This is a genomic window from Pedobacter sp. Bi126 (assembly GCF_918698245.1).
In the GTDB taxonomy this organism is placed as follows: domain Bacteria; phylum Bacteroidota; class Bacteroidia; order Sphingobacteriales; family Sphingobacteriaceae; genus Pedobacter.
Window position 1 is genome coordinate 944,046 of record NZ_CAKKMS010000001.1, and the last position, 26,188, is coordinate 970,233.

Consider the following 26,188-nt stretch of genomic DNA (forward strand, 5'->3'; position numbering starts at 1 on the left):
GGTTAAACCAAATGTGATTTTAAATCAGCTGGCGAGTAGTTGATCGATTTTAAAGTCTTGTCGTCAGATTTCCTGAATACCAAGAACAGTCCGTCTATTTCTTTATAATAAGATTCGGTCTGGTCTTTATTTAAGTAAAACTGAATGGTTTGTTCTGCTTCTTCTACGGTTTTACAGGCTTTGCTCATATTAGAGCGGTGAACTTCATCAAATAAAGTCTTAAATTTTCCACCCAAACCAAACTCATGGATCGCACCTGCCAAAACATACTGCAGATCGCAAAGGGCATCAGCAACTTCTACCAGATCATCATTTTCTACTGCTTCCTGCAGTTCTTTCAACTCTTCGGCTAAAAGCGAAATACGCAGATTGGCTCTCTGTTTTGAAGGAATAACAGGACTTTCTAAAATTGGATGTTTAAAGGTAGTATGAAATTCTGCAACCTGGTTTAGCGAATTCGTTTCTTGCATGGTGATGTTTGATTTAATCTTTATACAGCAAACTTAAAAAAATCAGAAGAAATAATGGGGAGAATTTATGAACACAGCTGACTAATTGTTGAAACTGGTTAATCGGTTAACTGATTGTTTAATTTCTTTATTACAGAATTCTTAAAACTAGCTAATTGGTTAACCAAAGATGAATCCCAACAATTTAACAATCAAACATTCAACAAACCCGCCTTAATGCCCTCAACTTCTTAATGATCAAAGAAAAATAAAACCCAAAAGCTTTTTACCATTAAGGGATTAAGAACATTAAGATAGAAGTTAACTGGAGATCAATCCCAACAAGTAAACAATTTAGAAATTAAACCTTCAACAATTAACCAGTTAACCGATTTATACAATTAACCAAACTACCCATTCTTCTTCCCTTCCCTAACCACTTTAAAAAACTCTTCTTTATAGGTTTCGCCGATGGGAATCGCTTGGTCGCTAATATAAACGGTATTCCCATCTATTATCTTAATTTTTTCGATAGAGATAATGTACGATTTATGGATGCGGTAAAAAGGCGGTCGGGGCAGCTCAGTTTCCAGCTCACGCAGTGCCTGGTAGGTCACAATCCTTTGGGTGGCGGTATAAACTGAAACATAGTTTTTCAATCCTTCAATGTATAGGATATCTTCATAATTTACCTTGATAAACTTGTTCTTGGTATCACCTTTAATGAAAATAAAATCGTTCCCCTGCGTTACCTGCTGCACAACCATTTCTTGCTGAACGGGTGCCACAGGCATTAAAATCTGTTGCGCTTTAGTAGCTGCTTTATAAAAACGCTCGTATGAGATCGGTTTAAGCAAATAATCTACCACATCAAGATCAAAGCCTTCTAAAGCATATTCTGGATAGGCTGTGGTTAGAATTACCTTGCATTTACCTCCACAGATTTTCAAAAACTGGATCCCGGTTAATTCTGGCATCTGTATGTCTAAAAAAACAAGATCAACTTTACCTTCCTGAACCAGGTTAAGTGCTTCAAAAGCATTTGTAGTTGTCCCCACCAATGCTAAAAAAGGGGTTTTATTAATAAAGGCAGCAATAATATCTGAGGCGTAAGATTCATCATCAACGGCAAGGCAACGGATCATGGTTAAGGTTTAGCGGTTAGGGGTTGGCGATTAGCGTGAATTAACATCGAATAGTTTTCAATGATACAAATTATCCTTTACAGATTTAAGATCAAAGTACTTTTATAGGTATTGCCATTGTTCGAAATCAACAATTCATGTTTTTCAGGATAAATCAGATCCAACCTGCGGTGGATATTTACCATGCCCACACCACTTGAATGATCTTTCTGTGCATGGCTGATCTTATTGCTTACCTCGAAACTTAAGCGTTTGTTCTGCACCTTAAGTTTAATGCGCACAGGCTGTGCTTCATCATTTACCACGCCGTGTTTAAGGGCATTTTCAACAAAAGGAATCAGGATCAGCGAAGCTATTTTTTGATTCGCAATGCCCTCGGTTGTAAAGTCGACATAAAATTTGGGCTCAAAACGCATCTTAAATAACGCCACATAACTCTCCAGGTATTCTACTTCCTTATCTAAACTTACTTTTCCATCAGGACTATCATTTAAAGTATAGCGCATTAAATCTGATAACCGCAAAATAGCATTGGCCAGTTGATCGGAAACAGGAATGGCCAAAGAATAAACATAATTTAAGGTATTGTACAGAAAGTGTGGATTGATCTGCGATTTCAAAAATGAAAGTTCAGCCTTCACCACTTCTTCCTTAAGTTTCCTGTTAACCTGTTCCGACTTAAAACTCTGTTCGATACCATAAACGGCAGCAGGTGTCACAATAAAACCAATGCTCCAATAAATATTATCTGTAATGTAGGCCCAGGCTGTTGTGCCATCATCATAGTTATGAAAACCAAGCCATTTTAAATAAAGCACCTCTTCTATTAAATACCTAAGTGCAATAAATACCCCTATGGTAAACAAAATACCACCAATTAACTGAAGTACTTTATTCTTTTTCAAAAATCTTGGATATACCCATAAGTAACAGATGTAGAACTCTATCACTTGTATAAAATTCATAGAGATATTCAAAGCGGCCTTGCTAAAAGTTGTGCCATCAATTAAATAACCACCATAAAAATAGCCTAATACGAGTATCCAGCAAAGAATATGAATAGAAACGGTTTTTATTGTTTTCATGGCCTAAAACTATGCAAAGCTTTTTTAACTGCCTATTTTCTTATTCCAAACCTGTACATAATTATCCCAACCTGTGCATTTCAAGGATCAACACCTTTTGTTGCCAAAAAAAGCATTGGGATAATATTTTAAAGGGTTGGGATTATTTAATTTTTAGGCTGATGCAACCTCTTCATCTTTGAATCGTCAATATAAAACAAACACGATATGAACCTCTTATTTAAATCTGCTCTTTTTGCGCTGCTTATTTTTAGTCTCCAAACCACTTTTGCTCAAAACATTAAGGTATCGGGAACCGTTACCGACAAAAGCAATAAAGCACTCGATTATACTTCAGTAGCATTAATCCAATTACCCGATTCGGCTTCGGTTGCCTTACAAATCACCAACCAACAAGGTTTATACGAATTCAGCAATGTTAAATCTGGCAGGTATTTTATTAAAGCCCTAATGATGGGTTACAGTAAAAACCAATCTGTACCATTTGAAGTAAAAGATATGGCTGTTAAAGTTCCGTCAATTACGCTGGAAGACCACACTCAAAACCTGAAAGATGTAAACATCGTATCGAAAATGCCTGTAATTGATCAAAAAGCAGACAGGGTGATTGTAAATGTAGAACAGATGAATACCGCAGGCGATAATGCACTGGAAGTAATCAGCAGATCGCCGGGAGTAAAACTGGATAAGGACGATAACATTGTGCTTAAAGGTAAAAAAGGCATCAACGTGATGATCGATGGTAAGATGAGCTATATGACGGGCGTGGAATTAACCACTTACCTAAAATCGCTACCCGGATCGGTATTAAGTAAAATCGAACTGATTTCTAACCCTCCATCCTCTTTCGATGCTGCTGGCACAGCAGGGATCATCAACATTAAACTCAAAAGAAATAAAATGCAGGGCTTTAATGGGAACCTGAATCTTGGCGGTGGTTACGGCCGTTATGGAAAAGTTTATGCTGGCACCAACCTGAATTACAATATCGGTAAAGTGAGCACTTATGTCCGCTTAAACGCCGGACACTATAACTCATACAACAGGTTAACTTTAAACAGAGCCATTGGCGACGAACAATATAACCAGCTTAATTTCTGGCACCCAATAACCAACAGCCTAAATTACTCTACCGGTGCCGATTATTTCATTAACGATAACCATACTTTAGGCTTAATGGTAAAAGGCTTTACTTCACCTGCAGAAACCAAGGTAAACAGCAATTCGGTAAATTATAATGCAGCGGGTATAAAAATGGGCGGAACATCGATGTTTAATCCGCAAAGTAACACCGAAAAAAACCATGCAATTAACTTAAACTACCGTTTCAAAACAGATACATTGGGTGGTGAACTGGGTTTTGATGCCGATTATGTTAAATACGACAACAGCAAGAACGAAACCTTTACCAATAATTACCTCGATGCCAGTGATCAGCTGATCGGCAACCCGATCGATTTACGAAACAAAGGAATGGGCAATGTTTCTATCTATTCCATTAAGGCCGATTATAGCTTAAATTTTTCAAAAACATTAAAAATGGAAACTGGCTGGAAAAGCAGCTGGGTAAAATCGCAGAGCGATGTACGTTTCGATTCGCTAAAAACCGCTGGCTGGATTAACGATCCGCGCCGAACCAACGCCTTTTTATACAATGAAAACATCAATGCAGGTTATCTTTCTTTGGATCAGAGCTTCAAAAACTTACAGATCAAAGCAGGTTTACGTGCAGAACAGACTTTGGGCAATGGCAGTTCATCAGGTACCAATACACTGATTGACAGGAAATATTGGAAACTTTTTCCAACGCTATTTATCTCCTTAAAACTGGATTCGAACAACCTCGTAACGGCTGCCTACCGCAAAAGTATTAATAGGCCATCATACAGCAGTTTAAATCCCTTTACCTTTTATACCGATCCCTATACTGCCATACAGGGAAACCCATTATTACAGCCATCTTACGCCAATAGTTTTGAATTTAATTACTCGATTAAAAATTTCAGGGTACTGACCTTGAGTTATTCGGTAAGTAATGGCGCGATGTGGGAAGTGATTTATCAGGACAATAATACAAAAGAAAGCATCTCCAGGCCAGAAAACCTGAACCGTACAACAAATTTTTATATGGCTACCGGAAGTCCTTTTGATGTAACCAAATGGTGGAACAACAGTACAGAAGTTTCTGTTGGTTATAACCGTACCACATCGGCAGTACAGGGAAATGGCTATAATGCTTTCTCGTGGAACTGGTCTGTTATGTCGGATAACACCATCACTTTGCCTAAAAACTACAGCTTAAGCTTGTATGGTTATTACGATTCTCCTTCTATTTCTGGTTTATTCCGCAGTTTAGGGAATTATCAGCTCAATGTTGGCGCTAAAAAGTCATTCTGGAACAAAAATGCAACACTGGCCTTAAAAGTAAACGATATCTTCAATACCAGTAAGTTCAGAGCCAATCTGGAGTACAATAATATTAAGACCTATTGGCAGAACGAATGGGAAAGCCGTAGGATAAACTTAAGTTTTACCTATAAATTCGGAAACATGAAAATCAAAACTGCCCGCAGCAGACAAACCGGAACAAGCGATGAGGAAAACAGAGTCGGCAAAAATTAAGGCTTGATCAAGGTAAATTATTTAAATCGGTTAGCTGGGGATTTCTCAATTTCAACAGTTAACCGATTAATCAGTTTCAACGATTAACGAAGTTATAAAACCAGTAGCATCCAAACATTACAGGCAAAATGGCCAGAATTACCTAATGGAGCAGCGAGTTTTTTAAATCCTGCCTTTTCGTACATCTGGATTGCCCTTTTAAGATCAGGAAACGATTCCAGGTAAATCTCATTATAACCAAAGTGCTGCGCCGATTCTATACTTTTCTCCATAAGCATTTTGCCAATCCCTTTTCCTCGCGAAAATGCCGAGGTGTACAATTTAACCAGCTCAACACAGCCATCAGGTAAACCTTCGGTTGGATAAATACCACAACCGCCAACAATAACCCCATCCTCTTCGGCTAGCCAGTAAGCCGATTGAGGGTGTTCGAAAACTGTAGAGAGTTCATCGGTTGTAGGATCGGTGTAAACCGTGCCCGGCTTGTCGATTTTAAATTCTCTTAAAATCGTCCTGATCATTGAAGCAGTAGCTGCATTATCTTGTGCCGTAATTTTTCTGATGGTAATGGCCATATCCTGTGTTTTTTTCAACAAAGTTAAAAAATGGGCCAAATGCTTTATTAAAATACCAAAACAAAATGCAATCGAATTCGATTTATTAAGTATTAAACAGATTATACCAATGGAAAACGAAGAAAATAAAAAAGAAGCAGCAAAGGGCAACGATCACCCAAAACCGACAGATGATGTACAGCTCGAAATAGAAACCGTAATCCCTTCAACAGAAAAAGAAACGGATAAATCAGGTGAGCCCGCACAAAAGCCCGAAGAAGTTAAGGATGAGGAAAAAGCAAAATCTGGTGATCATAAGGAAGAAACAGCCGCAACAGAGAAACCTGCTAAAGAAAACAAAACTGATAATGATGATAAACGGGATGATATTGAAACCGTTACGCCAAGCGCTTAAGTTAATTTTGGTTAAACCCATATTGCAGCTGAAATAGTTTTAGTATTTTGGCGTTATGAATAACATGAAAGAAAAACTATTGCTTTTCCTGTTTACCATAAGCATTTTTGGCTGTGGAATAAACAGGCAGGCACAGCAGATAAAAGCCCTGGAAGACTGCACCTATAAAATTACAGGTGTACAACAGGTATCCATTGCAGGTACAGATGTTAAAAAGTTAATGGACCAGCAAAGTTTTAGCTTAACCAGTTTGCCTGGGGTTGCATTGGGGTTGTTAAGAAAAGACATTCCTTTAAAAGCCAATCTGAATTTAGAAATAACCAACCCATCAAGCAATTTAGCGGCCATAAACCAGTTCGAATATAAGATATTGGTTAATAACACCGATTTGGCAGAAGGCATTGTTAATCAAAATGTGAGCATTGCGCAAGGGCAAACAGTTACCGTTCCGGTACAACTGGTAAGCAACATTTATGGGTTAGTGTCTAATGGCAATGTCTTTAACGATATTATCAAAGCTGCTCAGAAAGGATCAGCTTCAAAAGATGAAAAATTAGGTTTATTAACCATTAAAATAAAACCAACCTTTATGCTGGGCAATACACCTGTTAAATATCCTGGTTACATTACCATTAATAAAGACATCAGCAGTAAAATATTATTGTAAATACCACCACAAATAAAATGCCCGCTTAGCTAAATAGGTTAAGCGGGCTTTTTTATTAAAAAGCTTTTATTAAAATTTCTTATCAGGCGTCATAACCATTCCCTTAAATCCTTTTGGATCTAACTTTTCATCTAATGCTCTTAGTTCCGCTACCGATAGTTTTGATGGCATTACTGTTGTTGTTGTACTTAAGCTAGCTGTTTTTGCCGCTGTAGTTACAAAATTACCATTTTTAGCATACAGCAATGCATAGGCCAACAAAGTCTCTGTTTCATCACCCCATGCTTTGGTTAAATCTTCGGCTGATTCCTTATCAACTGTAAGGCCAGAATAATAGCCTCCGACGCCAAGTTTATTTTTGGTTTCAAATTCTGGAATATACATATCCACCTTATCTATTCTGATCGGAAAGAAACCTACAGGCTTACCATAAGTTGTTCTACCAATCAGTTTTACATCCATTACCGGTTTTAAACTGTTAATGGTTAACTCACTTGCCGAGGCTGTTGATCCAGTTACGATAAAATAAACCCTGTTTAATGTTAAACTACCTGATTTTGCAAATTTCTCTATATTATCGGCAGCTGTAGGCGAATAATTTAAATCGGCATAAGTAGCGTACTTTCCATTTACACCCGTGGTAAAGGTTTGTAATTTACCGTCATCATCTAACAGTGGTTGGTGTGCCAAAACAGAGGCTTTGCGCTGAGCTGATGTGATCGACTGTAGATAGTTATTGTAATAAGAAGTAAACATCGTATTGCCTGTTTCTCCCGCTGGTGCCACTAAATTAATAATCTCGGTAGCTGTTGAAACATAACCACCACCGTTATAGCGTAAATCAACCACGAGTTCAGTTACACCCTGGGTAGCAAAATTAGAAAAAACCGTATTTATGGCTGCAGAAGCATTATTGGTAAAACTATTAAATACAATGTAACCAACTTTTTTTGTACCAACCGTATAAACATTGGTAAACAATATTGGATTAACTGTATATAAACTGCTAGATACAACAGCTGTTTTTTGGTTGCCACTAATATCATTGAAAGCCAGGGTCACCGTTGCATTTGTGCCAAAAATGGCACTATTTAAAAAATTAATTGCACCGGGATAGGTCAGATCTGTTCTTCCGTTTACACTGGTTATCCTACAGCCACGAGTTAAACCCTGTAATGCTGCCGGTGAGTTGGGATAAACATATTTTACCCTTAAATCTGTAGTGTTATTATATTGAACAGAAAAACCGTAATCATTGGCCGAGCCATTTACATCAGCTTTAAGTGCCCCGGTTTTACCCGTCGTAGCTGCTGTGTAATCGAAAAACGAATATTTGGGCTCGCCAGAATTACTCACATATTCGTATGGCTTTCCTGTTGCAGGATCTAAGGAATATTGTGTCATAGCATATAACTCTGCTTCATTCGAACTAAATCCACGCGGATTAAACACTTCATAAGTTGGTAGCGAAGTATTCCAATAATAAAGTTCTTTACCGTATAAAAAGATAGAATCTTTAGTCAATTCATCCCGCGTTCCGGTAGGTGTAGTAACAACTGGCGGGGTTACTGGCTCATCAGGCGCAGGACTGCTCTTTTTGCAGCCGGTAATGGCCCCAACGCTTAAAAAAGCTAGTGCAATCAGGTAAAGGAATCTCTTATTTCTCATGGAAATTATTGTAACATTATCTTTTATAAACGTATATACGTACCGGGCAAAGGTTATTTGTTCGGGAAGAAACTTTTGTCAACCAACAAACTAAATTTAATTCAAAATATTGTGCTCCTGTGCATATGTATCAATGAATTACGTAAATCTACCGATTAAATTACTTTTCACTGAGATATTTAGCAAATTTTAACAAGATATACTAAACCGGCGTCGCATTGGTAGTCCTTATGCCCCCATAAATTGTCGCCTTTGCACCGCTTAAGTCAATCAAATCTTGCGCAAATTTGTTATACTAAATTATCTGATTTAAAAACCAAGAACCATGGAAAAGATCGAATTTAAAACCACAATTAACGCCACAGCAGAAAAAGTTTGGGATGCGCTGTTTGGCGTAGAAACCTACCCCAAGTGGACAGCTGTTTTTGCAGAAGGATCGCGTGTAGAAACCGATTGGAAAAAAGGAAGCAAGGCCCTGTTTCTGGGTGATAACGGAGATGGAATGGTGGCTGTGATTGAAGATAATATCCCTAACCGGTACATGTCTATCAAACACCTGGGCGAAATAAAAGACGGCAAGGAAGATCTCAGCGGGGATTGGGGCGAGACACTCGAGAATTATACCCTCAACGAAAGAGATGGCAAGACAGAATTGCTCATCGATATGAACATTAGCAATGAATGGAAAGATTATTTCGAAAAAACCTGGCCAAAAGCGCTGGATAAGGTTAAAGAAATAGCTGAAAAACGGAGTGAATATCATGTGGAGACATGAATAAGCATACTCAAAAACCAAAAAAGCCTTACATTTCTGTAAGGCTTTTATTTTTAAGTGGTGCCACCTGGATTCGAACCAGGGACACAAGGATTTTCAGTCCTTTGCTCTACCGACTGAGCTATGGCACCCCCTTTGGGATTGCAAATGTAGCATTCTTTTTTTCAAATCCAAAAAAGGATTTTAGATTTTATTCATTTTTTTTCTTCAAATGTAACCTTATTAAGGCCATCTTTTTGATAAGCAGTAAGATGGGCGGAAAAATATTTTTATTTTGGCTTAGGTATTCCTTTTTGAAAGGACATAAAACCAAAAAAGCCTCTCATTTCTGAAAGGCTTTTGGAAGTGGTGCCACCTGGATTCGAACCAGGGACACAAGGATTTTCAGTCCTTTGCTCTACCGACTGAGCTATGGCACCATCCGTTTGGGATTGCAAATGTAGTGTTCTTTTTTCAAAAGCAAAATTTTTTTTCGTTTATTTCATTCCTGCGCTGATTATCAATTAATTAATTTTTAACGATTCTTAAAACAGACCTTAATCCTTGCTTAGAATGAGTACAAACAAACAATTTTATTATTTTTTTTATGCATGCATAGCAATTTATTTAGATTAATATCCTAATTTAGCGTAACAATCTAATATTGCATGGTAGCACAGATCCTTTTTCTAGTACTTACACTTGCAGCAATTGCGCTGTTTACAGTTAACCTGCGTAAAATAATTCGCAATATCCGTTTAGGAAAACCGGCAGATCGACAAGATCAGCCACAAAAAAGATTAATGACCATGCTTCGTGTGGCTTTTGGTCAGTCTAAAATGGTTGTCCGCCCTATCCCTGCCTTTCTTCACTTTTTTGTTTACATCGGTTTTGTGATCATTAACATTGAAGTATTGGAGATCATGATCGATGGTTTATTCGGCACACACCGGATTTTTAATGGCCTAGGTGGTTTATATAACTTTCTGATCGGATCTTTCGAGATCCTGGCCTTTACCGTTTGGGTTTCGTGCGCTATTTTTCTGATCCGCAGAAATATCTTAAAACTTAAACGCTTTAGCGGCGTGGAGATGAAAAGCTGGCCAAAATCTGATGCCAATTACATCCTCATCACCGAGATTTTGTTAATGAGTGCTTTCTTGTTAATGAATGCAGCCGATGCAAAATTACAGCTTTTGGGCGCCAGTCATTATGTTAATGCCGGTGCATTTCCAGTGAGTCAGTATTTAATTAATATCCTGCCTTCATCAGAAAGTGCCTTGGTTATCGTAGAGCGAAGCTGCTGGTGGTTCCACATTATAGGCATTCTGGCTTTCCTAAATTACCTGCCTTATTCGAAACACTTTCATATTCTTTTCGCCTTTCCAAATACCTACTTTTCTAATTTGGAGCCCAAAGGTGAGTTTACCAATATGGCCTCGGTTACCAATGAGGTGAAAGCCATGCTCGATCCTTCTTTTGTCCCGGCAGAAACCGAACCCGGCAAATTTGGCGCCAAAGACGTAACTGATTTAAGTTGGGTAAACCTCATGAATGCTTATACCTGTACCGAGTGCGGAAGGTGTACTTCGGTATGCCCGGCAAATATTACAGGTAAACTTTTATCGCCGCGGAAAATTATGATGGATACCCGCGATCGCATTACCGAAGTGGGCCAAAATATTGACAAACATGGTGCTGAACATCAGGATGGAAAATCTTTATTGGATGACTACATTAGCAGAGAAGAAATTTGGGCCTGCACCAGTTGTAACGCCTGCGTAGAGGCCTGTCCGGTAAACATTGATCCATTACAGATTATTATGGAGCTTCGCCGTTTTGCAGTAATGGAAGAGTCGCAGGCACCAGGCAGCATTAACGCCATGATGGGAAATATTGAAAACAACCAGGCGCCCTGGAAATACTCTCCTGCCGATCGTTTTAACTGGGCACAAGAAAGCTAGCAATTGACAGTTTTCTGTCGGCATTGAATTAAAATAATAATTACATCAGGTCCTGATACTTGATATTAGATACTAGACAAATGGAATTTAAAGTCCCTACAATGGCCGAGTTGATGGCCGCAGGTGAAGAACCGGAAATATTATTTTGGGTTGGCTGTGCTGGAAGTTACGATGAAAGAGCGCAGAAAATTACCCGCGACATTTGCAAGATCTTACATCATGTAGGCATAAAATACGCCGTTTTAGGAACTGAAGAAAGTTGCACCGGAGATCCTGCTAAAAGGGCTGGTAACGAGTTTCTTTTCCAGATGCAGGCCATGACCAATATTGAGGTATTGAATGCTTACAACATCAAAAAAATTGTAACAGGCTGCCCACATTGCTTCAATACCATTAAAAATGAATATCCGGGTTTAGGCGGCACTTACGAGGTGATCCACCATACGCAATTGATACAGGATCTGATTAACGAAGGCAAACTAAAAGCGGAAGGTGGCGAAAGTTTCAAAGGTAAAAAAATCACCTATCACGATCCATGTTATCTGGGCCGTGGAAATGGAATTTACGAAGCGCCTAGAAAAGCCCTGGAGGTACTTGATGCGCAGTTGGTAGAAATGAAACGCTGCAAAAGCAACGGCTTATGCTGTGGTGCCGGAGGTGCACAGATGTTTAAAGAACCAGAAAAGGGAAATAAAGATATCAATGTAGAACGCATTGATGAGGCTTTACAAACCAATCCACAGGTTATTGCAGCAGGTTGCCCATTCTGTATGACCATGCTAAGCGACGGTATTAAACTAAAAGATAAAGAACAGGAAGTTAAGGTATTGGATATTGCTGAGATTACAGCAAGGGCAAACGGACTATAACCTCAGCTTTTAAATAAACAAATAAAGCCTGAACATCGATGATGCTCAGGCTTTATCATATTGTTAATTCTTGATTTGCTATACCGCATCAGATAAAGAGGTAAAAGTAAAATCTCTTATTCTTAATGGAGGTAAAAGATAGTTGGCTTCCGATTCGGCACTAACTGTTCTTTCGGCTATTCCGATTTCATCCAGGTTGTTCAACATAATAATCGGACTTTCATTGAAACGGAAATTTTTAACTGGGAACTTGATCTCTCCATTTTCGATGTAAAAAGTACCATCCCTGGTCAGCCCTGTCAGCAAAAGGGTTTGCGGATCCACCGTGCGGATGTACCATAGGCGTGTAACCAATATACCTTTTTCTGTTCCTTTGATCAGCTCTTCCAGGGTTTTCGTTCCGCCCTTCATAATGGCGCCACCGGGGAAGGGGATCGCTTTAATCCCGGTTTTTTGCGCCCAGTACCTTGAGCTGTATAAATTTTTAACTACTCCTTTTTCTATCCAGTTTACTTTCTGCTGAGGCCTTCCATCCCCAGACCATGTTGCCGTTGGCAGTTCGGGATTCCATGGGTCTGAATAAATATTCACCCTTTCATCCACCAGCTGCTCTCCCAATTTCGTCTTACCTCCGGTTTTGCTCATAAAGCTCCGTCCTTCATCGGCCTGTCTGGCATCCATCGAGAAGAATAAGTTTTCCAGCATCACCGCTACCGCAGTTGGTTCTAAAATAACGGTATACTTACCTGGCTCAATGGCTTTTGCCGTTACCGACGACATGGCCTTTTTGGCTGCTATAGCCGTATCGGCTTTTGCGTTGAGCTTGCTAAAATCATTATATCCCCTTGTGGCATAACCAGATCCTTTACCATCATCAGTTCTTACGGTAATGTTAAAAGCTACATCGGTTGAAGTATTGTAGGCAAACAAACCTTTACTGTTCATCATTGCCGAACAGCCTATACTGTTGGATAAAAACCCTGCAGCATTCAACTTACTGTCTATAGCCTGTTTTAAACTGGCCTGTACTGCATCGGCTCTGTCTTTCGGGGTAACGGCTGCTGTAGCCGGAGAAAAGGTAGGCGAATCGGCACCATATTCCTGCGGACCGAGAAAAGGCATAAATTCAGGATTTTCGGGTGCCAGCTGTGCAAGTTCTTCTGCCCTGCGCACTACTTTTTCCAATGAGGCATCATCAAATTCATTTATAGTAGCCGTACCCAGTTTTTTTCCGAAGGCCGAACTGACTACCAGGCTGTTCGCACTTATTCCCCCACTGGTTGATACTGAATTTCGGGCGTACCTTATATTACCGCTATCTGAGCAATTTAGGTTTACTTCACATTGTTCTGCTTTAGAGTAAGAAAGTACTTTAGTTAAAAGTGCCTTTGCTTCTGCTTTTGTTAAGATTGGCATAATTTCTATCAGATTTTTCTAGCGGTGTTGATAACATTAACTTTATTAAAACGTGTGGTTGCCGATCCGTGGGACACAGCACTCACCTGACCAGGCTGACCTTTACCATCGAAAAAAGAGCCTCCCAAACGGTAATCACTTTCATCGCAGATAGCCACGCACGAATTCCAGAATTCCTGGGTATTGGCCTGATAGGCTACATCTTTAAGCATACCTGCGATTTTGCCATCTTTAATTTCGTAATAAAGCTGACCGCCGAACTGAAAGTTATAACGTTGCTGATCGATAGAGAAAGACCCATCGCCCACAATGTAAATGCCTTTTTCCACATTTTTGATCTGATCGGCTATACTCAGTTTGGCTTTGCCCGGCTGCAGTGAAATGTTGGCCATACGCTGAAACTGCACACTGCTCCAGTTATCGGCATAACAACAGCCTTGCGAAGCATTTAAGCCTAATATATGCGCCTGATCTCTGATGGCTTGGTAATTTACCAATATACCGTCTTTAATCACATCCCATTTTCCGCATTTTACACCTTCATCATCATAACCGACAGCGCCTAAAGATCCGACTTCGGTTTTATCGGCAGTAATATTAACTTCCTTGCTGCCATAATTAAATTTTTTAGATTCCCATTTGTCAAGTGTCAGGAAGCTGGTTCCTGCATAATTGGCTTCGTAGCCCAATACCCGATCAAGCTCGGTTGGGTGACCGCACGATTCGTGTATGGTTAACCATAAATGTGAAGGATCCAATACCAGATCATACTTACCTGGCTCTACTGATTTTGCCTTCATTTTTTCACCCAACTGCCTGGCTCCCTGTGTAGCATCTTCAAGCATATCGTACCTGCCTTTATAAAGCGTGCCCGAAGCTGTTTGTATTTTATCCTGTGGCCTTGCATCCAGGTATTCGTATCCCTTGCCAGTAGGTGCACTCAATGCATTTCTCGTTTCGAACTTACCTGTTGCCTTATCTATTTTAGTGATAAAAAAAGTAGGCCAGATACGGTGGATATCCTGGTCGATATAAGAACCATCGGTAGATGCAAAATATTTTTGTTCATTTACTGCAAATAAGATGGAATTAATGTAATCTGCACCACCTTTCATAGCCGCATCGTTCACCGCCAGCAATAAATCTACCTTTTCTTTTACGGGTACCTCAAAGGTATTTTTCTCAATCGGTGCTTTCCAGCTTACCTCACCATATCCTTTTTGTGGCGCCAGCTTTACGGGCTCTCTTAACAAACGGGCATTTTCTTTGGCAATAGTTACCGCCAGTTCGGCTGCCTTGGCAATACTATCTTTGTCCATTTTGTCGGTTGCCGCAAATCCCCAACTGCCATTCGAAATTACCCTGATACCAATCCCATACGATTCGGTATTTACAATATTCTCTACTTTATCCTCGCGTGTAACTACGTATTGGTTAAGGTACCTGCCTACACGTACATCAGTATAAGTTGCGCCTTTTGAGCGTGCCGCATTTAGGGCTACATCAGACAGGATTTTTTTAGCCGCCGGATCAATATACGTTAAGGCTTGCTCGGGGGAAATCTCTTTCCCAAAAACCGGGATAGCAGGAAGCATTGCCGCGGCAGCCCCTACGCCAGTTAAATAAATAAAGTTTCTACGTTTCAAGATGAGATTGTTTTAAGTTGACTGAATATAAGTGTTTTAACTTATATTAAAAAATTTCTTGATCCTTGTGCTGGTGAGGTTGTTATTTTTCTGCTCCTACGTCGGTTTCCGTGCCACAGCCCTAAGTCCATAGCCCTGATCGAAGCGGCATCCCCGATATTTCATCGGGATAAAGCGAAGAGCAGGACTAACATAAAAAAAAGCGAATGGCATTGCGCTCCAAAAAAATCGCCCATATTTTATTTCATATTATATACTACTGGCGCAAGCTGCATCATGTTTAACATTACTGACTTGATGGCTTCTTATTTTAGGAAAGCAATAGCAGTATTCCATAGGTCAATTTCTTCCTGCTCTACCTTCTGCCATGAAAAATGGCATTCGTTCGATCAGGTTTAGTTTAGCCATTTTCTGCTACTATGTCGGTTTTCCGTGCCACAAACCTAAGTTCATAGCCTTGATCGAAGCGGCATCCCCGATATTTCATCGGGATAAAGCGAAGAGCAGGACTAACATAAAAAAAAGCGAATGGCATTGCGCTCCAAAACAAACAATAAGCTTGACATTTAAATTAGTACCCTAATGGTGTTAACAAACAGAATTAATAAGACTATAAAAAGATAATCAACTCGCTTGAAATGCTCATCGTCAGAGACAAGTTATGGCTTCTGAGAAATTGAAACCTCTGCATTTATTTTATTCAAATGATCACGGATCAGGTTTAAATCTTCAGCTTCCATATTTTTTAACGGAATAACTACTTGCGTAGCCATCGAGTCTACATCGCCTCCCCTATCTTTATAAGTCTGTACAATTACATCGTCACCTTTGGTATGGATATACAATTTGCCCGAAGTAGTTGTACCATAATAGTCCATATCTTTAAATTTCGACAGCTTAAATGCGAAATACTCTGTTTTACCGTTATTAAAGTAACGCTTATAACGGCAAAAGCCATTGTTGGTAACATTTAGCTCATAACGCTTTACCTGGTCGCTTTCCTGACTGCCATCGTAATGATCGATAAATGTTTTTTGAAGAAAATTGATCGATTGTGCTACGGTTTCGGGGTCGGAAAAAGCACATAAAAACATACAAAAAGCCGAAAGAAGGGATATTTTCAAGCAGAGTGTAAACTTTTTCATCAGGTTAGCGTTTTAAACACACCAATTTAATTAAAATCATAAATTTGTATATGAGTTTTTCTCCACAATCAAGAGTTTGGGTATACCAAAGCGATCGCAAATTTACTTCTGTTGAAGAAAGTGAGATCTTAAACAAATTAGCAGCTTTTACTAACCAGTGGAAAGCACATGGAAATGAATTGCTTGCAAAAGCAGAAATCCGCTATGGCTTTTTTATTATCCTAACAGTCGACGAAAGCCAGGCGGGCGTTACCGGTTGCTCCATTGATAGCTCTGTTCGCTTAATAAAAGAAATTGAACAGGAATATCATGTAGACCTTTTTAACCGCTTCAACATTGCCTATAAAGTAAATGGAGAAGTTATAGTAAACAGCAAAGAAGATTTTGAAACTTTGGTAAATATCAAACAGGTAACGCCAGAAACGATTGTTTTTAACAACATGGTACAAAATCTGGCAGAGTTGGAAAGCAAATGGGAAGTGCCATTCCAAAACAGCTGGCATTCTACTGTTTTTGCCCATTTATTGTAAGCTATATGTTCATTGTAGATCTTAAATATATTGTTCCACTAACCAAGTTGGATGAACATATGGACGCCCATGTCCAATATTTAAAGAAATACTATAAAAAAAACATTTTTGTTGCTTCGGGCAGAAAAGTACCCCGAACCGGTGGAATTATTTTAGCCCTGGCAAAAGATGAAGATGAATTAAAAAAGATCCTAATGGAGGATCCTTTCTACAAACACAGGCTAGCCGATTTCACCATTACCCAATTCTTAACTTCACAATACCATCCTGATCTCGAATCGCTTTTAGGAAAATAATTCTTAAAACCCGTAGTGATATCCTACATTATTTTCACTACTGCTCAAACAATTAGCTAGCAAAAAACATTATATTGGTTAAATCAAATAATGTCTATGAAGCGCTGGCTCAAAATCTCTTTAAAAATCATATCGGTTGTTGTTGTTCTGATTATTCTCACCTGGTTGGCGGGCGCATTTTACATCAGTAGAAATAAAAAAGAAGTACTCGCTTCTATCCTATCACAGCTCAATAAAAATTTAAACGGAAAAATTACCGCTACAAGCATGGAGCCAACACTCCTGAAAAGCTTTCCTGGGGTTTCGGTATCCTTAAACGGCGTTCTACTGAGAGATAGTTTATGGAACCAACATAAACACGATCTTTTAAAAGCGCAGGATATAGATGTATCACTAAACGTACTTTCGCTCATAGTAGGTAATATCAACATTAAACAGATTGCCATCAACAATGCGGCTATTTATATATACACCGATTCTACTGGTTATAGCAACACCAGTATTTTCAAAAGCAAATCTAAAACAGATAAAAAATCGTCGCCAAAATCTTCCGCATTAGAAGTAAAAAAAATAGATTTTAATAAGGTTAGCCTGATATTAGATAACAAAAAAAGGTTCAAGTTATTCAATTTCGATATCGATCAGATCCAGGGCAGAATGCAATATCCTGATAGCGGGTGGACAGGTAAAATCAAGTTAATGACGAAAGTGAACAGTTTCGCCTTTAATACCCGCAAAGGTAGCTTTTTGAAAGACAAGACGCTTGATGGAACATTAAATGCACATTACAGCCGCGAATTGGATGCGGTAATACTGAGTCCCGAAATCTTGAACATTGGCGGGCACCCTTTTAAAATCGGTGCTAAAATAGAATTGGATAAATCTGCTTTTGCTATTAGCATAGCTGTTGATGATATTTTATTCAGAGATGTTGCCTTACTCTTATCGCCTAATATCTCCTCAAAACTCTTAAAATTCGGCATAGAAAAACCGATCGATATCCGGGGAAATATTGTTGATGACGGAACAGGGAAATACGGAGATCCCTTGATCAAAGTAGGCATAACCGTTCGGGATAATGTGGTTTCTATTCCGGCAGGCAAATTAACGGCCTGTAATTTTGATGGCTCCTTTACCAATCGGGATACCGTTGGTGGTATTATTGGTGATGAAAATTCATCCATCAAATTCCACAGGCTTACAGCAAAATATTTTAATGCACCGCTTAAGATCGACACTTTCACAGTGAATAATTTATCGCGTCCAATTGCCACCGGATTGGTAACCTCGCAATTTCCACTATCCAATTTAAACAATTCACTAGGCACGAACGATTTTGAATTTAAAGATGGAACAGCCAACCTGAGGTTATACTGTAAGGCAGATATTGATAATTTCAGATTTACAAAACCTGTTGTTTCAGGTAAAATACAGATTGCCGATGCCGATATCCTTTACATCCCCCGTAGGCTTCACCTGGTAAAAAGTGCCTTGAACATCAACTTCAACCAGAACGACTTATCGATACAGAACGGGCATTTCCAGTTGGGCAAAAGCGAGCTTAATGTAAGTTGTAGCATTGCCAACTTTGCCAACCTGTATTATACTGCTCCCGAAAAAATATTGGTGAACTTAAAAATGTCGAGCCCTCAACTCTACCTAAAAGAGTTTTTACCTTTCTTAGGACCAAGAACAGCGAAGAAAAAATCGAGCGGAAACAAACAAGTGGTTTCCAAAGAGTTGAGTAATGTGCTGGAGCTTTCGAAAATGAATATCCGTTTAACCGTTGATAAAGCTATTTATGATAATTTTCTGGCCAAAAATCTCGATGCCGACATTTCTTTGCGTGGCGGAGGGATATTCTTCAACAAAATAAGCGTGGCCCATGCGGGTGGTCAGTTGTCACTGAATGGAAATATTATGCAGGAAGCCGCCTCAAATAGCTTTAAAATCAACTCAAAGATCAGCCATGTAAGTGTTAAAGATTTCTTTTATTCATTTGATAACTTCGGACAGAATACCATTACCAACAAGAATTTAAAGGGTTATTTATCAGCGTTGGCCAACATTTCCGGAAGGATATCGCACACGGGAAAAATTCTTCCAAGATCGATAAATGGAAAAGTGGTATTCAACCTGAACAATGCCGCATTGATTAATTTCGATCCGATGGTTAAGGTAGGGAAATTTGCCTTTGCCAACAGGAACTTATCAAACGTAGAAATCAAAAATCTTGATGGAACACTTAACGTGCGTGGTGATAAAGTAGAAATCAGTCCGATGCAGATAAATTCCAGCGCTTTAAACTTTAATGTAAAAGGCATTTACGCTTTAGGGAGTGGTACAAATGTAGAGATGGACATTCCGCTGAGAAATCCAAAGGGTGATGAAAACCTAACCAGATCGGAAAAAAGAGAAGCCCGTATGCGCGGTATTGTATTACACCTAAAAGCTGTTGACGACGAAAAAGGTGGAATAAAAATCAGGTGGAATAAGGATCACGACTAGTTTTAGTCCCAAGTCTGGAGTCCAAAGTCCCTAGTCGATAAATTGACTGAAGACTCAGGACTTTGGACTGTCGACTAAAAATCAAGCGGCCCTAATCTATTCATATTTCTTAAAATCAGATATTGACGGTGCCTGATGTACGGGGTTGCATTTTTAGGTGTCCACCTTCTGGGGTTTGGAAAACAGGAAGCAATTAAAGCGGCTTGTTTCCTGGTCAGTTTTGTACAGGATTTACCATAATACTCCTGGGCGGCGGCCTCGGCGCCATAAATCCCATCACCCATTTCGATTACGTTCAGGTAAACTTCCAATATTCTTTCTTTGCTCCAAAACAGTTCGATGAGTAAAGTAAAATAAGCTTCAAAACCTTTTCTTATCCACGATCGACCGGGCCATAAAAAAACATTTTTAGCTGTTTGTTGCGAAATGGTACTTCCACCCTTTACCTTTTTCCCTTTGGCATTGCTCGCAAAAGCTTTTTCGATGGCTTTCATATCAAAACCGATATGTTTTAAAAAGAGCTGATCTTCGGCAGATACCGCAGCCCTTTTCATATTATCAGACATGTCCTCGAATTTCACCCACTTTTTCTCTGTTTTAAAAGACTTACCATCGGCTTTGCGTTCAATGTTCCGTAGCACCATTAAAAGTGTAATAGGCGGATTGATAAAACGCAGCGCGATTACCCAAAACACAGAAACCAGCAGAAAATATAAAAATACTTTCGTAGCAATATTGGTGATCTTCTTTAGAAGGGGGTGTTTTGATTTGCTTTTGGTTCTGTTTGTCCGCGTTTTCGCCATGGCGCAAAGGTAATTAAAGGGACGGAAGATGGGAAATGTAGAGGGCCGGTATAATGCGTTTTTTTATCATCGAAAAACAACGCCAAAATGCAAAATTCTCGTGGTAAACCCTTATTGTACATTAAAATCAGTTTGTTTATGTATTTTGTGATTTCACATTTTCAAACAGAGTGCAAACAAAATTAACCAAATGAAAAAACTAGGCTATCTCTTTCTTGCTGTTACACTATGGAGCTGCAGTACAACCAAGAATATCAATAACAAGTCTGCAAAGTGGATAACACTTTTTAACGGGAAAGACATTAAAGATTGGAACGTTAAAATCCACCATCATGATTACAATGTAAACTACGGAAATACCTTTAGGGTTGAAGACGGGACAATACAAGTCCGATATGATCAATACGGCGATTTTAATGATCAGTTTGGCCATCTTTATTACAAAACACCCTTCTCTTACTATCATCTAAAATTAAAATACCGCTTTGTTGGCGAGCTGCAAAAAGGGGCACCAAGTTATACTTTGCGTAATAGCGGGGTGATGTTCCATTCTCAAGATCCGAAAACCATGCCTAAAGAACAAGATTGGCCAATTTCGATCGAGATGCAGTTTTTAGGCGGTTTGAGCGATGGCCGTCCCCGCCCTACAGGAAATATGTGTTCACCAGGTACGGAGATTTTTTACAATGGCAGTAAGTTCCCGGGGCATTGTCTGGATTCGAAATCAAAAACTTACGATGGCGACCAGTGGGTATCTGCCGAGCTTATTGTTATGGGCGATTCGATCGTTAAACATATTATCAATGGTGATACCGTATTGCAATATAACAAGCCACAAATTGGCGGAGGCGTAGCTAATCGTTTCGATCCAAAAATTAAAACTGATGGAAAAGCACTTACACAAGGTTTTATTGCCTTACAAAGTGAGGGACAGCCAGTAGATTTTAAAGATATCCAGATCATGGAGCTTCCACGCCATAACAACAAAAAATCTAATTAAACATTTTTCGATACTATACGTTACAAGAACATGAAAGTTGCATTAATTACAGGAGGAAGTAAAGGAATTGGTTTCGGTATTGCCGAAGCCCTTCTAAAAGAAGGTTATAAAGTAGCCATTACCAGCAGAACAATTGCCAGCGCAAACCAGGCCGCATCACATCTGGTGGCTCATGGTGATGTATTGGCCATTGAAGCAGATGTTGCAGATTTTAAATCTCAGCAAGGTGCGGTAAACCTGATACTCGAAAAATGGGGACAATTGGATATACTTATCGCCAACGCCGGTGTAGGTCATTTTGCACCTATTGACGAACTGGATGTGGATTTATGGAAAGAAACTATTGATACCAATTTAACGGGCGTTTTTTATAGCATTAAAGCTACTGTTGAAGAGATCAAAAAGAACAAGGGGCATATCTTTACCATATCCAGCTTAGCAGGTACAAACTTTTTTGCGGGCGGCTCAGCTTACAATGCCAGTAAATTTGGTTTAACAGGTTTTACGCAATCGGTTATGCTCGATTTAAGAAAATATGGCGTAAAGGTGAGTACCATTATGCCAGGATCGGTAGCGAGCCATTTTAACGATCACCAGCCCAATGCTGAAAATGATGCCTGGAAAATCCAACCAGAGGATATGGGTAAACTGATTGTTGATTTATTGGCCATGCCGGCAAGAACTTTGCCGAGTAAGGTAGAAATTAGGCCAACTACGCCGAAGGGATAAAAATAATGGATAATTTAAAAAGGGATACCGTTTACCATATCCTTTCTTAAATTATCCATTTTCCATAAAAAAAGGTCCCGATTTTCATCGAGACCTTTTTTTTGATTCTTTAAAGAATGCTTATTCAGCAACTACTTCAAAAGGAACCTGAACTTTAACTTCTTTGTGTAAGTTTAAGTTAGCAACATATTCGCCAACAAATTTAGGTTCAGTTTCGAAAGTAATACGACGACGGTCTACATCAAAGCCTTGTGCTTTTAATGCTTCAGCAATCTGGATGGTATTAACCGCTCCGAAGATTTTTCCGCTTTCGCCTGCTTTAGCACCGATTGAAAGTTTAACATCAGTTAAACGCTCAGCAACACCTTCAGCATCTTTCTTAATTTTATCTTGTTTAAAAGCAGCTTGCTTCAAGTTTTCTGCTAAAACTTTTTTAGCAGAAGAAGTAGCCAATGCTCCAAATCCTTGAGGGATTAAATAGTTACGGCCATAACCTGGCTTTACTGTAACTACATCATCTTTCTCACCAAGGCCTTTAATATCTTGTTTTAAAATAATTTCCATATCTCTAGCCTCCTATTTTAATTGATCAGCAACGAAAGGTAACAAACCGATGTGACGGGCACGCTTAACTGCCTGAGCCACTTTACGTTGGAATTTTAACGAAGTACCAGTTAAACGGCGTGGTAATAATTTACCTTGATCGTTAATAAATTTCAACAAGAAATTTGCATCCTTGTAATCGATGTATTTAATTCCGTTTTTCTTGAAACGGCAATATTTTTTACGGTTATCCTCTACTTTAGGGGCAGTTACGTATTGTATTTGTTCTCTTGCCATTACGCTGCAACCTCCTTAGTTTTTTTGTTAAAAGCACCACTACGCTTTTTCTCATTGTAAGCAACAGCGTGTTTGTCTAAACGGATTGTTAAGAAACGTAACACACGCTCATCGCGTTTTAATTCAAGCTCTAATTTTGCGATCAAATCACCTGAAGATTTGTATTCAGTTAAGTTGAAGAATCCGTTTGATTTTTTCTCAATTGGATACGCTAATTTTCTCAAACCCCAATTATCCTCTTGGACAATTTCGGCTCCGTTATCAACAAGGATTGCTTTATATTTGGCTAATGCCTCTTTAGCAACTTCTTCTGATAACAAAGGGGTTAGAACGATAACAGTTTCGTACTGATTCATTGTTATAAATTATGTTTTTAATTTTTAATCCCGAGGTATATTACGGGGATGCAAAAGTAACAATATATTTCTTAAAATCAAATGATTAATTAGAAAAAAGAAGAATCACAAGCAATTAAGAAAGAAAAAGTTATATGATAAAATGAAACACCGAAAAATGACCGCGAAACATTACCTCCTCACAATTCTGGCGCCTCAAATCTCATCTCCTATATCTCACACCTAATCTAACAAACAAAAAAAGGGAGACTATCTATCCGACAATCTCCCCATATCAATTAGCTGTAATGTTTAATAAGTTTGTATCGTTTTAACAAAACTCTCTTCTTTATACGTCACCACAAAGGTTAATTCTTTAGAATCTGTTTTGCTGATATTGAATTTTTTTGTTAACTGCGCTTTATCTTTAAATACTTCGTTGTAAACCTCGTCATTGTATTCGTTGTATACTTTAACTTCAACTGGATTTTTGTCCAGGTTATCCAGATCAAGGGTAATTACCTGATCATTTTTAGTATAAACCGGTTTAAATATGTTAGATACTTTTGGCTCAGACACAAGCGCCTCACCATCTTTGATGGTTACGGTATATTTAGCCAGTTTTAATTCAGACTCTACTTTAAGCACATAGTTTCCATCAGGAAGTGCGTTTAAATCATAAACCTTGCTTGATAAAGCTGAAGCATGAATATTTTCTTCAAATAAAACTTCCTCATCTGCACCGATCAGCGACAGATTAACGTCTTCTGCCTTATCTACAGAAAAACGGATAAACTTTTCTTTTTCGCCTTTTACTTTTAATGTAAAATTATCATCGTTAGCGTGAACACCCGTAGCAGTAAAAAACAACGCTGCTATTAAACCGATTTTTAAGAACTTTTTCATAACCAATATTTTTAAAGAGTTAATAATTATATGACACCACTAAGGTATGGAGGCAACTGAGATATAGACGATTGCATATTTTCCAATATCTATGCTATATTACCCCGATTACTGGGGTATTTTGTCATAAGTTATAATAAAGCATATTTTTTATGTATTTTAGTACAATAAATTAAAAAATAATGAAGCCAAGTTTCGAGGTTGTTGAGCCTTCTTTCGGAAGTTCATTTTATTATTCAAAATACGTGGAGAACGCCAACAACATGGCGCACCTCTGGCATTACCATCCCGAAGTTGAAATGGTATTTGTAAATGGTGGTGCAGGAAAAAGGCAGATCGGCAGCCACGTTTCTTATTATACCGATGGTGATCTGATCCTGATTGGCAGCAACCTGCCCCATTGCGGATTTACGGACACCAATACGGGGAATAAAAACGAAACGGTAATCCAGATGAAGCCTGATTTTTTAGGCGCCACTTTTTTGGGTCTGCAGGAGATAAAAGGAATCCATGAGCTTTTTGATAAAGCAAAGGCCGGAATTGCATTCGGCAGCGAAACCAAGCGTATGGTAGGCGACCGGATCGAAATGATGGACGATCAGCCCCCATTCGACAGGCTTTTAACCCTGCTCAGCGTTTTAAAAGAACTTGAACACGCCAAAGATTACAAAATTCTAAATGCCGACGGGTTTTCGATGGAAATGCAGGTGCAGGATAACGACCGCATTAATATGATCTTTAACTATGTAAAAGATCATTTTCAGGATCAGATCAGTTTGCAGCACATCGCTGAAATGTCGAGTATGACAGTTCCATCCTTTTGTCGATATTTTAAAAAGATCACAAAAAAAACCTTTACCCATTTTGTAAATGAATACAGGGTGGTACATGCTTCAAAGCTTCTGGCCGAAAAGCCCATCAGTATTGCCAATATTTCTTACGAAAGCGGTTTTAACAACTTTAGCCATTTTAATAAGTTGTTCAAGGAGTTTACAGGCAAAAGTGCATCAGAATACAGGCATGAGCTTAAGTCGCTGATTAAATAAATGAGCATGAACAAATCCCTACTATTGATACTCTTAAACGTCATCAGCTTATCCCTGCATGCTCAATATGTTGACATTAATTTAGTTAACTGCAAAATAAGCGAAACCGAGCAAAAAAAGATAGAGAAACTGATTGCTTACGAACGCATGTTCTGTAACGAAATTTTTGAAACCAGAGAGAACATTACTGCACCTGTTAAAATAAACCTTTATGGAAAAAGTAAAGATTATCGGTTAGCGCAAAAAACATATAGTGCACCAATAAATAGTGCTGGATTTTATATTGCCGCAATTAACGAAGCCTTTGTATATAAGAGCAGCGATTTCATTTCGGTAGCACTCCATGAGGCCAGCCATAGTATTTTCCAGTTTAATTTTAAAAAATCGCCCAAATGGTTAAACGAAGGCCTTGCAGAGTTTTTCGAAACATTGGATTTTGACAGTGAGGGGAATTTATACTCCTATCCACAAAGCGGTAGAATTAAGCGTATAAAAGCAGGAATAGATTCGAAAGACAGTGAAAGGCTAAAAAATTTCTTTAAAATATACAGTGGTTCATTTTACGGGCATGATGTAGACGACAATTACAACACGGCCTACAGTGTGATCTACTTTTTTATAAAATCCAAAAGAACAGACCTGCTTAAAAAAATAATTAAACTAAATACGCAGGGTTACGATACCGAAAAAGCAATTGAACTTACTTTTGGCAGGTTTGACCGGTTTGAAGAAACATATAAGCTATTTTACAACTATCATAAATAAATTGTTCTTTTAAGCTTAAGCCTCCAGCCTG

26 protein-coding genes and 2 tRNA genes are annotated in these 26,188 nt (G+C 38.8%); 13 read left to right on the plus strand and 15 right to left on the minus strand.

The window, feature by feature from the left end; all coding sequences use genetic code 11:
* Nucleotides 1-2 precede the first annotated feature (2 nt).
* The 3 genes from LQ201_RS03685 to LQ201_RS03695 all read right to left on the minus strand — a co-directional run bounded on the left by LQ201_RS03685 (nt 3) and on the right by LQ201_RS03695 (nt 2,679).
* Nucleotides 3-470, minus strand: coding sequence for a nucleoside triphosphate pyrophosphohydrolase family protein (locus LQ201_RS03685; RefSeq protein ID WP_029277032.1), 468 nt, complete (start codon nt 468-470; stop codon nt 3-5).
* Between the two features lie 389 nt (nt 471-859).
* A complete protein-coding gene (locus LQ201_RS03690) occupies nt 860-1,594 on the minus strand; it encodes a LytTR family DNA-binding domain-containing protein (RefSeq protein WP_230145398.1) in 735 nt (244 codons plus the stop codon).
* Between the two features lie 77 nt (nt 1,595-1,671).
* Nucleotides 1,672-2,679 (minus strand): sensor histidine kinase, encoded by a 1,008-nt coding sequence (locus tag LQ201_RS03695; RefSeq protein ID WP_230145399.1) that lies wholly within the window; start codon nt 2,677-2,679, stop codon nt 1,672-1,674.
* A gap of 207 nt (nt 2,680-2,886) precedes the next feature.
* Between LQ201_RS03695 and LQ201_RS03700 the strand changes: the two genes are divergently transcribed.
* A complete protein-coding gene (locus LQ201_RS03700; RefSeq protein ID WP_230145400.1) occupies nt 2,887-5,301 on the plus strand; it encodes an outer membrane beta-barrel family protein in 2,415 nt (804 codons plus the stop codon).
* Between the two features lie 92 nt (nt 5,302-5,393).
* Here LQ201_RS03700 and LQ201_RS03705 read toward each other — a convergent pair whose 3' ends face one another.
* Nucleotides 5,394-5,894 carry a GNAT family N-acetyltransferase gene (locus LQ201_RS03705; RefSeq protein WP_230145401.1) on the minus strand — a complete coding sequence of 167 codons (501 nt, stop codon included), beginning with the start codon at nt 5,892-5,894 and terminating at the stop codon, nt 5,394-5,396.
* A gap of 91 nt (nt 5,895-5,985) precedes the next feature.
* Here LQ201_RS03705 and LQ201_RS03710 point away from each other — a divergent pair, with 91 nt between their 5' ends.
* Complete coding sequence (locus LQ201_RS03710) at nt 5,986-6,270, plus strand: hypothetical protein (RefSeq protein WP_230145402.1); 285 nt, start codon at nt 5,986-5,988, stop codon at nt 6,268-6,270.
* A gap of 64 nt (nt 6,271-6,334) precedes the next feature.
* A complete protein-coding gene (locus tag LQ201_RS03715) occupies nt 6,335-6,937 on the plus strand; it encodes a hypothetical protein (RefSeq protein ID WP_230145403.1) in 603 nt (200 codons plus the stop codon).
* 69 nt (nt 6,938-7,006) lie between these two features.
* Here the strand turns inward: LQ201_RS03715 and LQ201_RS03720 are convergent, their stop codons facing one another.
* Nucleotides 7,007-8,605, minus strand: a complete 1,599-nt coding sequence (locus LQ201_RS03720; RefSeq protein ID WP_230145404.1) for a S41 family peptidase — start codon at nt 8,603-8,605, stop codon at nt 7,007-7,009.
* A gap of 325 nt (nt 8,606-8,930) precedes the next feature.
* Here LQ201_RS03720 and LQ201_RS03725 point away from each other — a divergent pair, with 325 nt between their 5' ends.
* A complete protein-coding gene (locus LQ201_RS03725; protein ID WP_230145405.1) occupies nt 8,931-9,380 on the plus strand; it encodes an SRPBCC domain-containing protein in 450 nt (149 codons plus the stop codon).
* A gap of 58 nt (nt 9,381-9,438) precedes the next feature.
* Here LQ201_RS03725 and LQ201_RS03730 read toward each other — a convergent pair.
* Together LQ201_RS03730 and LQ201_RS03735 are read right to left on the minus strand one after the other, a co-directional pair.
* Nucleotides 9,439-9,511 (minus strand) — tRNA-Phe (locus tag LQ201_RS03730).
* 215 nt (nt 9,512-9,726) lie between these two features.
* A tRNA-Phe gene (locus LQ201_RS03735) sits at nt 9,727-9,799 on the minus strand.
* Nucleotides 9,800-10,027: 228 nt separating this feature from the next.
* On the opposite strand from LQ201_RS03735, the gene LQ201_RS03740 reads away from it, so the two are divergent.
* Both LQ201_RS03740 and LQ201_RS03745 read left to right on the plus strand, forming a co-directional pair.
* Nucleotides 10,028-11,323 (plus strand): (Fe-S)-binding protein, encoded by a 1,296-nt coding sequence (locus LQ201_RS03740; protein WP_230145406.1) that lies wholly within the window; start codon nt 10,028-10,030, stop codon nt 11,321-11,323.
* Between the two features lie 80 nt (nt 11,324-11,403).
* Nucleotides 11,404-12,192, plus strand: a complete 789-nt coding sequence (locus LQ201_RS03745; protein WP_029277013.1) for a (Fe-S)-binding protein — start codon at nt 11,404-11,406, stop codon at nt 12,190-12,192.
* A gap of 78 nt (nt 12,193-12,270) precedes the next feature.
* Here the strand turns inward: LQ201_RS03745 and LQ201_RS03750 are convergent, their stop codons facing one another.
* The 3 genes from LQ201_RS03750 to LQ201_RS03760 form a co-directional block, all read right to left on the minus strand.
* Nucleotides 12,271-13,608, minus strand: a complete 1,338-nt coding sequence (locus tag LQ201_RS03750) for a TldD/PmbA family protein (protein WP_230145407.1) — start codon at nt 13,606-13,608, stop codon at nt 12,271-12,273.
* Nucleotides 13,609-13,616: 8 nt separating this feature from the next.
* Nucleotides 13,617-15,254: a TldD/PmbA family protein gene (locus tag LQ201_RS03755; RefSeq protein WP_230145408.1), complete on the minus strand. Its 1,638-nt coding sequence runs from the start codon at nt 15,252-15,254 to the stop codon at nt 13,617-13,619.
* A 659-nt stretch (nt 15,255-15,913) separates the two neighbouring features.
* Nucleotides 15,914-16,399, minus strand: coding sequence for a hypothetical protein (locus LQ201_RS03760; RefSeq protein ID WP_230145409.1), 486 nt, complete (start codon nt 16,397-16,399; stop codon nt 15,914-15,916).
* Between the two features lie 50 nt (nt 16,400-16,449).
* Here LQ201_RS03760 and LQ201_RS03765 point away from each other — a divergent pair, with 50 nt between their 5' ends.
* From LQ201_RS03765 to LQ201_RS03775, 3 genes are all read left to right on the plus strand, one after another.
* Nucleotides 16,450-16,929 carry an ABC transporter ATPase gene (locus LQ201_RS03765; RefSeq protein WP_230145410.1) on the plus strand — a complete coding sequence of 160 codons (480 nt, stop codon included), beginning with the start codon at nt 16,450-16,452 and terminating at the stop codon, nt 16,927-16,929.
* A 5-nt stretch (nt 16,930-16,934) separates the two neighbouring features.
* Complete coding sequence (locus tag LQ201_RS03770; RefSeq protein ID WP_230145411.1) at nt 16,935-17,225, plus strand: YciI family protein; 291 nt, start codon at nt 16,935-16,937, stop codon at nt 17,223-17,225.
* A gap of 96 nt (nt 17,226-17,321) precedes the next feature.
* The gene (locus tag LQ201_RS03775) at nt 17,322-19,733 is read left to right on the plus strand and encodes an AsmA family protein (RefSeq protein ID WP_230145412.1); all 2,412 of its coding nucleotides are present in this window, start codon (nt 17,322-17,324) and stop codon (nt 19,731-19,733) included.
* A gap of 74 nt (nt 19,734-19,807) precedes the next feature.
* On the opposite strand, the gene mtgA is transcribed toward LQ201_RS03775, so the two are convergent.
* Complete coding sequence (mtgA, locus tag LQ201_RS03780; protein WP_230145413.1) at nt 19,808-20,536, minus strand: monofunctional biosynthetic peptidoglycan transglycosylase; 729 nt, start codon at nt 20,534-20,536, stop codon at nt 19,808-19,810.
* Between the two features lie 190 nt (nt 20,537-20,726).
* Here mtgA and LQ201_RS03785 point away from each other — a divergent pair, with 190 nt between their 5' ends.
* The gene (locus LQ201_RS03785) at nt 20,727-21,536 is read left to right on the plus strand and encodes a DUF1080 domain-containing protein (protein WP_230145414.1); all 810 of its coding nucleotides are present in this window, start codon (nt 20,727-20,729) and stop codon (nt 21,534-21,536) included.
* 30 nt (nt 21,537-21,566) lie between these two features.
* Nucleotides 21,567-22,265 (plus strand): SDR family oxidoreductase, encoded by a 699-nt coding sequence (locus LQ201_RS03790; protein WP_230145415.1) that lies wholly within the window; start codon nt 21,567-21,569, stop codon nt 22,263-22,265.
* A 120-nt stretch (nt 22,266-22,385) separates the two neighbouring features.
* Here the strand turns inward: LQ201_RS03790 and rplI are convergent, their stop codons facing one another.
* The 4 genes from rplI to LQ201_RS03810 all read right to left on the minus strand — a co-directional run bounded on the left by rplI (nt 22,386) and on the right by LQ201_RS03810 (nt 24,346).
* The gene (rplI, locus tag LQ201_RS03795) at nt 22,386-22,829 is read right to left on the minus strand and encodes a 50S ribosomal protein L9 (RefSeq protein ID WP_029277406.1); all 444 of its coding nucleotides are present in this window, start codon (nt 22,827-22,829) and stop codon (nt 22,386-22,388) included.
* A gap of 12 nt (nt 22,830-22,841) precedes the next feature.
* The gene (gene rpsR, locus LQ201_RS03800; protein ID WP_010599582.1) at nt 22,842-23,105 is read right to left on the minus strand and encodes a 30S ribosomal protein S18; all 264 of its coding nucleotides are present in this window, start codon (nt 23,103-23,105) and stop codon (nt 22,842-22,844) included.
* Nucleotides 23,105-23,461 carry a 30S ribosomal protein S6 gene (gene rpsF, locus LQ201_RS03805; RefSeq protein ID WP_029277408.1) on the minus strand — a complete coding sequence of 119 codons (357 nt, stop codon included), beginning with the start codon at nt 23,459-23,461 and terminating at the stop codon, nt 23,105-23,107. The genes rpsR and rpsF overlap by 1 nt, the downstream gene beginning before the upstream one ends.
* A 291-nt stretch (nt 23,462-23,752) precedes the next feature.
* Entirely contained in the window at nt 23,753-24,346 is a 594-nt protein-coding gene (locus LQ201_RS03810; RefSeq protein ID WP_230145416.1) for a hypothetical protein, read from the minus strand.
* A gap of 182 nt (nt 24,347-24,528) precedes the next feature.
* Between LQ201_RS03810 and LQ201_RS03815 the strand changes: the two genes are divergently transcribed.
* The gene (locus tag LQ201_RS03815) at nt 24,529-25,392 is read left to right on the plus strand and encodes an AraC family transcriptional regulator (RefSeq protein WP_230145417.1); all 864 of its coding nucleotides are present in this window, start codon (nt 24,529-24,531) and stop codon (nt 25,390-25,392) included.
* A 6-nt stretch (nt 25,393-25,398) separates the two neighbouring features.
* A complete protein-coding gene (locus tag LQ201_RS03820; RefSeq protein ID WP_230145418.1) occupies nt 25,399-26,157 on the plus strand; it encodes a DUF1570 domain-containing protein in 759 nt (252 codons plus the stop codon).
* Nucleotides 26,158-26,188: the final 31 nt, after the last annotated feature.

Excerpts from the sequence above, each read along its gene's own strand:
- LQ201_RS03810 (WP_230145416.1), bottom strand. The coding sequence starts at position 24,346 with ATGAAAAAGTTCTTAAAAATCGGTTTAATAGCAGCGTTGTTTTTTACT.
- LQ201_RS03700 (WP_230145400.1), top strand. The coding sequence starts at position 2,887 with ATGAACCTCTTATTTAAATCTGCTCTTTTTGCGCTGCTTATTTTTAGT.
- LQ201_RS03815 (WP_230145417.1), top strand. The coding sequence starts at position 24,529 with ATGAAGCCAAGTTTCGAGGTTGTTGAGCCTTCTTTCGGAAGTTCATTT.
- LQ201_RS03770 (WP_230145411.1), top strand. The coding sequence starts at position 16,935 with ATGTTCATTGTAGATCTTAAATATATTGTTCCACTAACCAAGTTGGAT.
- LQ201_RS03720 (WP_230145404.1), bottom strand. The coding sequence starts at position 8,605 with ATGAGAAATAAGAGATTCCTTTACCTGATTGCACTAGCTTTTTTAAGC.
- LQ201_RS03760 (WP_230145409.1), bottom strand. The coding sequence starts at position 16,399 with ATGAAAAAGTTTACACTCTGCTTGAAAATATCCCTTCTTTCGGCTTTT.
- LQ201_RS03685 (WP_029277032.1), bottom strand. The coding sequence starts at position 470 with ATGCAAGAAACGAATTCGCTAAACCAGGTTGCAGAATTTCATACTACC.
- LQ201_RS03775 (WP_230145412.1), top strand. The coding sequence starts at position 17,322 with ATGAAGCGCTGGCTCAAAATCTCTTTAAAAATCATATCGGTTGTTGTT.
- LQ201_RS03725 (WP_230145405.1), top strand. The coding sequence starts at position 8,931 with ATGGAAAAGATCGAATTTAAAACCACAATTAACGCCACAGCAGAAAAA.
- LQ201_RS03690 (WP_230145398.1), bottom strand. The coding sequence starts at position 1,594 with ATGATCCGTTGCCTTGCCGTTGATGATGAATCTTACGCCTCAGATATT.
- LQ201_RS03715 (WP_230145403.1), top strand. The coding sequence starts at position 6,335 with ATGAAAGAAAAACTATTGCTTTTCCTGTTTACCATAAGCATTTTTGGC.
- LQ201_RS03785 (WP_230145414.1), top strand. The coding sequence starts at position 20,727 with ATGAAAAAACTAGGCTATCTCTTTCTTGCTGTTACACTATGGAGCTGC.
- LQ201_RS03710 (WP_230145402.1), top strand. The coding sequence starts at position 5,986 with ATGGAAAACGAAGAAAATAAAAAAGAAGCAGCAAAGGGCAACGATCAC.
- LQ201_RS03790 (WP_230145415.1), top strand. The coding sequence starts at position 21,567 with ATGAAAGTTGCATTAATTACAGGAGGAAGTAAAGGAATTGGTTTCGGT.
- mtgA (WP_230145413.1), bottom strand. The coding sequence starts at position 20,536 with ATGGCGAAAACGCGGACAAACAGAACCAAAAGCAAATCAAAACACCCC.
- rpsF (WP_029277408.1), bottom strand. The coding sequence starts at position 23,461 with ATGAATCAGTACGAAACTGTTATCGTTCTAACCCCTTTGTTATCAGAA.
- rpsR (WP_010599582.1), bottom strand. The coding sequence starts at position 23,105 with ATGGCAAGAGAACAAATACAATACGTAACTGCCCCTAAAGTAGAGGAT.
- LQ201_RS03740 (WP_230145406.1), top strand. The coding sequence starts at position 10,028 with ATGGTAGCACAGATCCTTTTTCTAGTACTTACACTTGCAGCAATTGCG.
- LQ201_RS03820 (WP_230145418.1), top strand. The coding sequence starts at position 25,399 with ATGAACAAATCCCTACTATTGATACTCTTAAACGTCATCAGCTTATCC.
- LQ201_RS03750 (WP_230145407.1), bottom strand. The coding sequence starts at position 13,608 with ATGCCAATCTTAACAAAAGCAGAAGCAAAGGCACTTTTAACTAAAGTA.
- LQ201_RS03745 (WP_029277013.1), top strand. The coding sequence starts at position 11,404 with ATGGAATTTAAAGTCCCTACAATGGCCGAGTTGATGGCCGCAGGTGAA.
- rplI (WP_029277406.1), bottom strand. The coding sequence starts at position 22,829 with ATGGAAATTATTTTAAAACAAGATATTAAAGGCCTTGGTGAGAAAGAT.
- LQ201_RS03765 (WP_230145410.1), top strand. The coding sequence starts at position 16,450 with ATGAGTTTTTCTCCACAATCAAGAGTTTGGGTATACCAAAGCGATCGC.
- LQ201_RS03695 (WP_230145399.1), bottom strand. The coding sequence starts at position 2,679 with ATGAAAACAATAAAAACCGTTTCTATTCATATTCTTTGCTGGATACTC.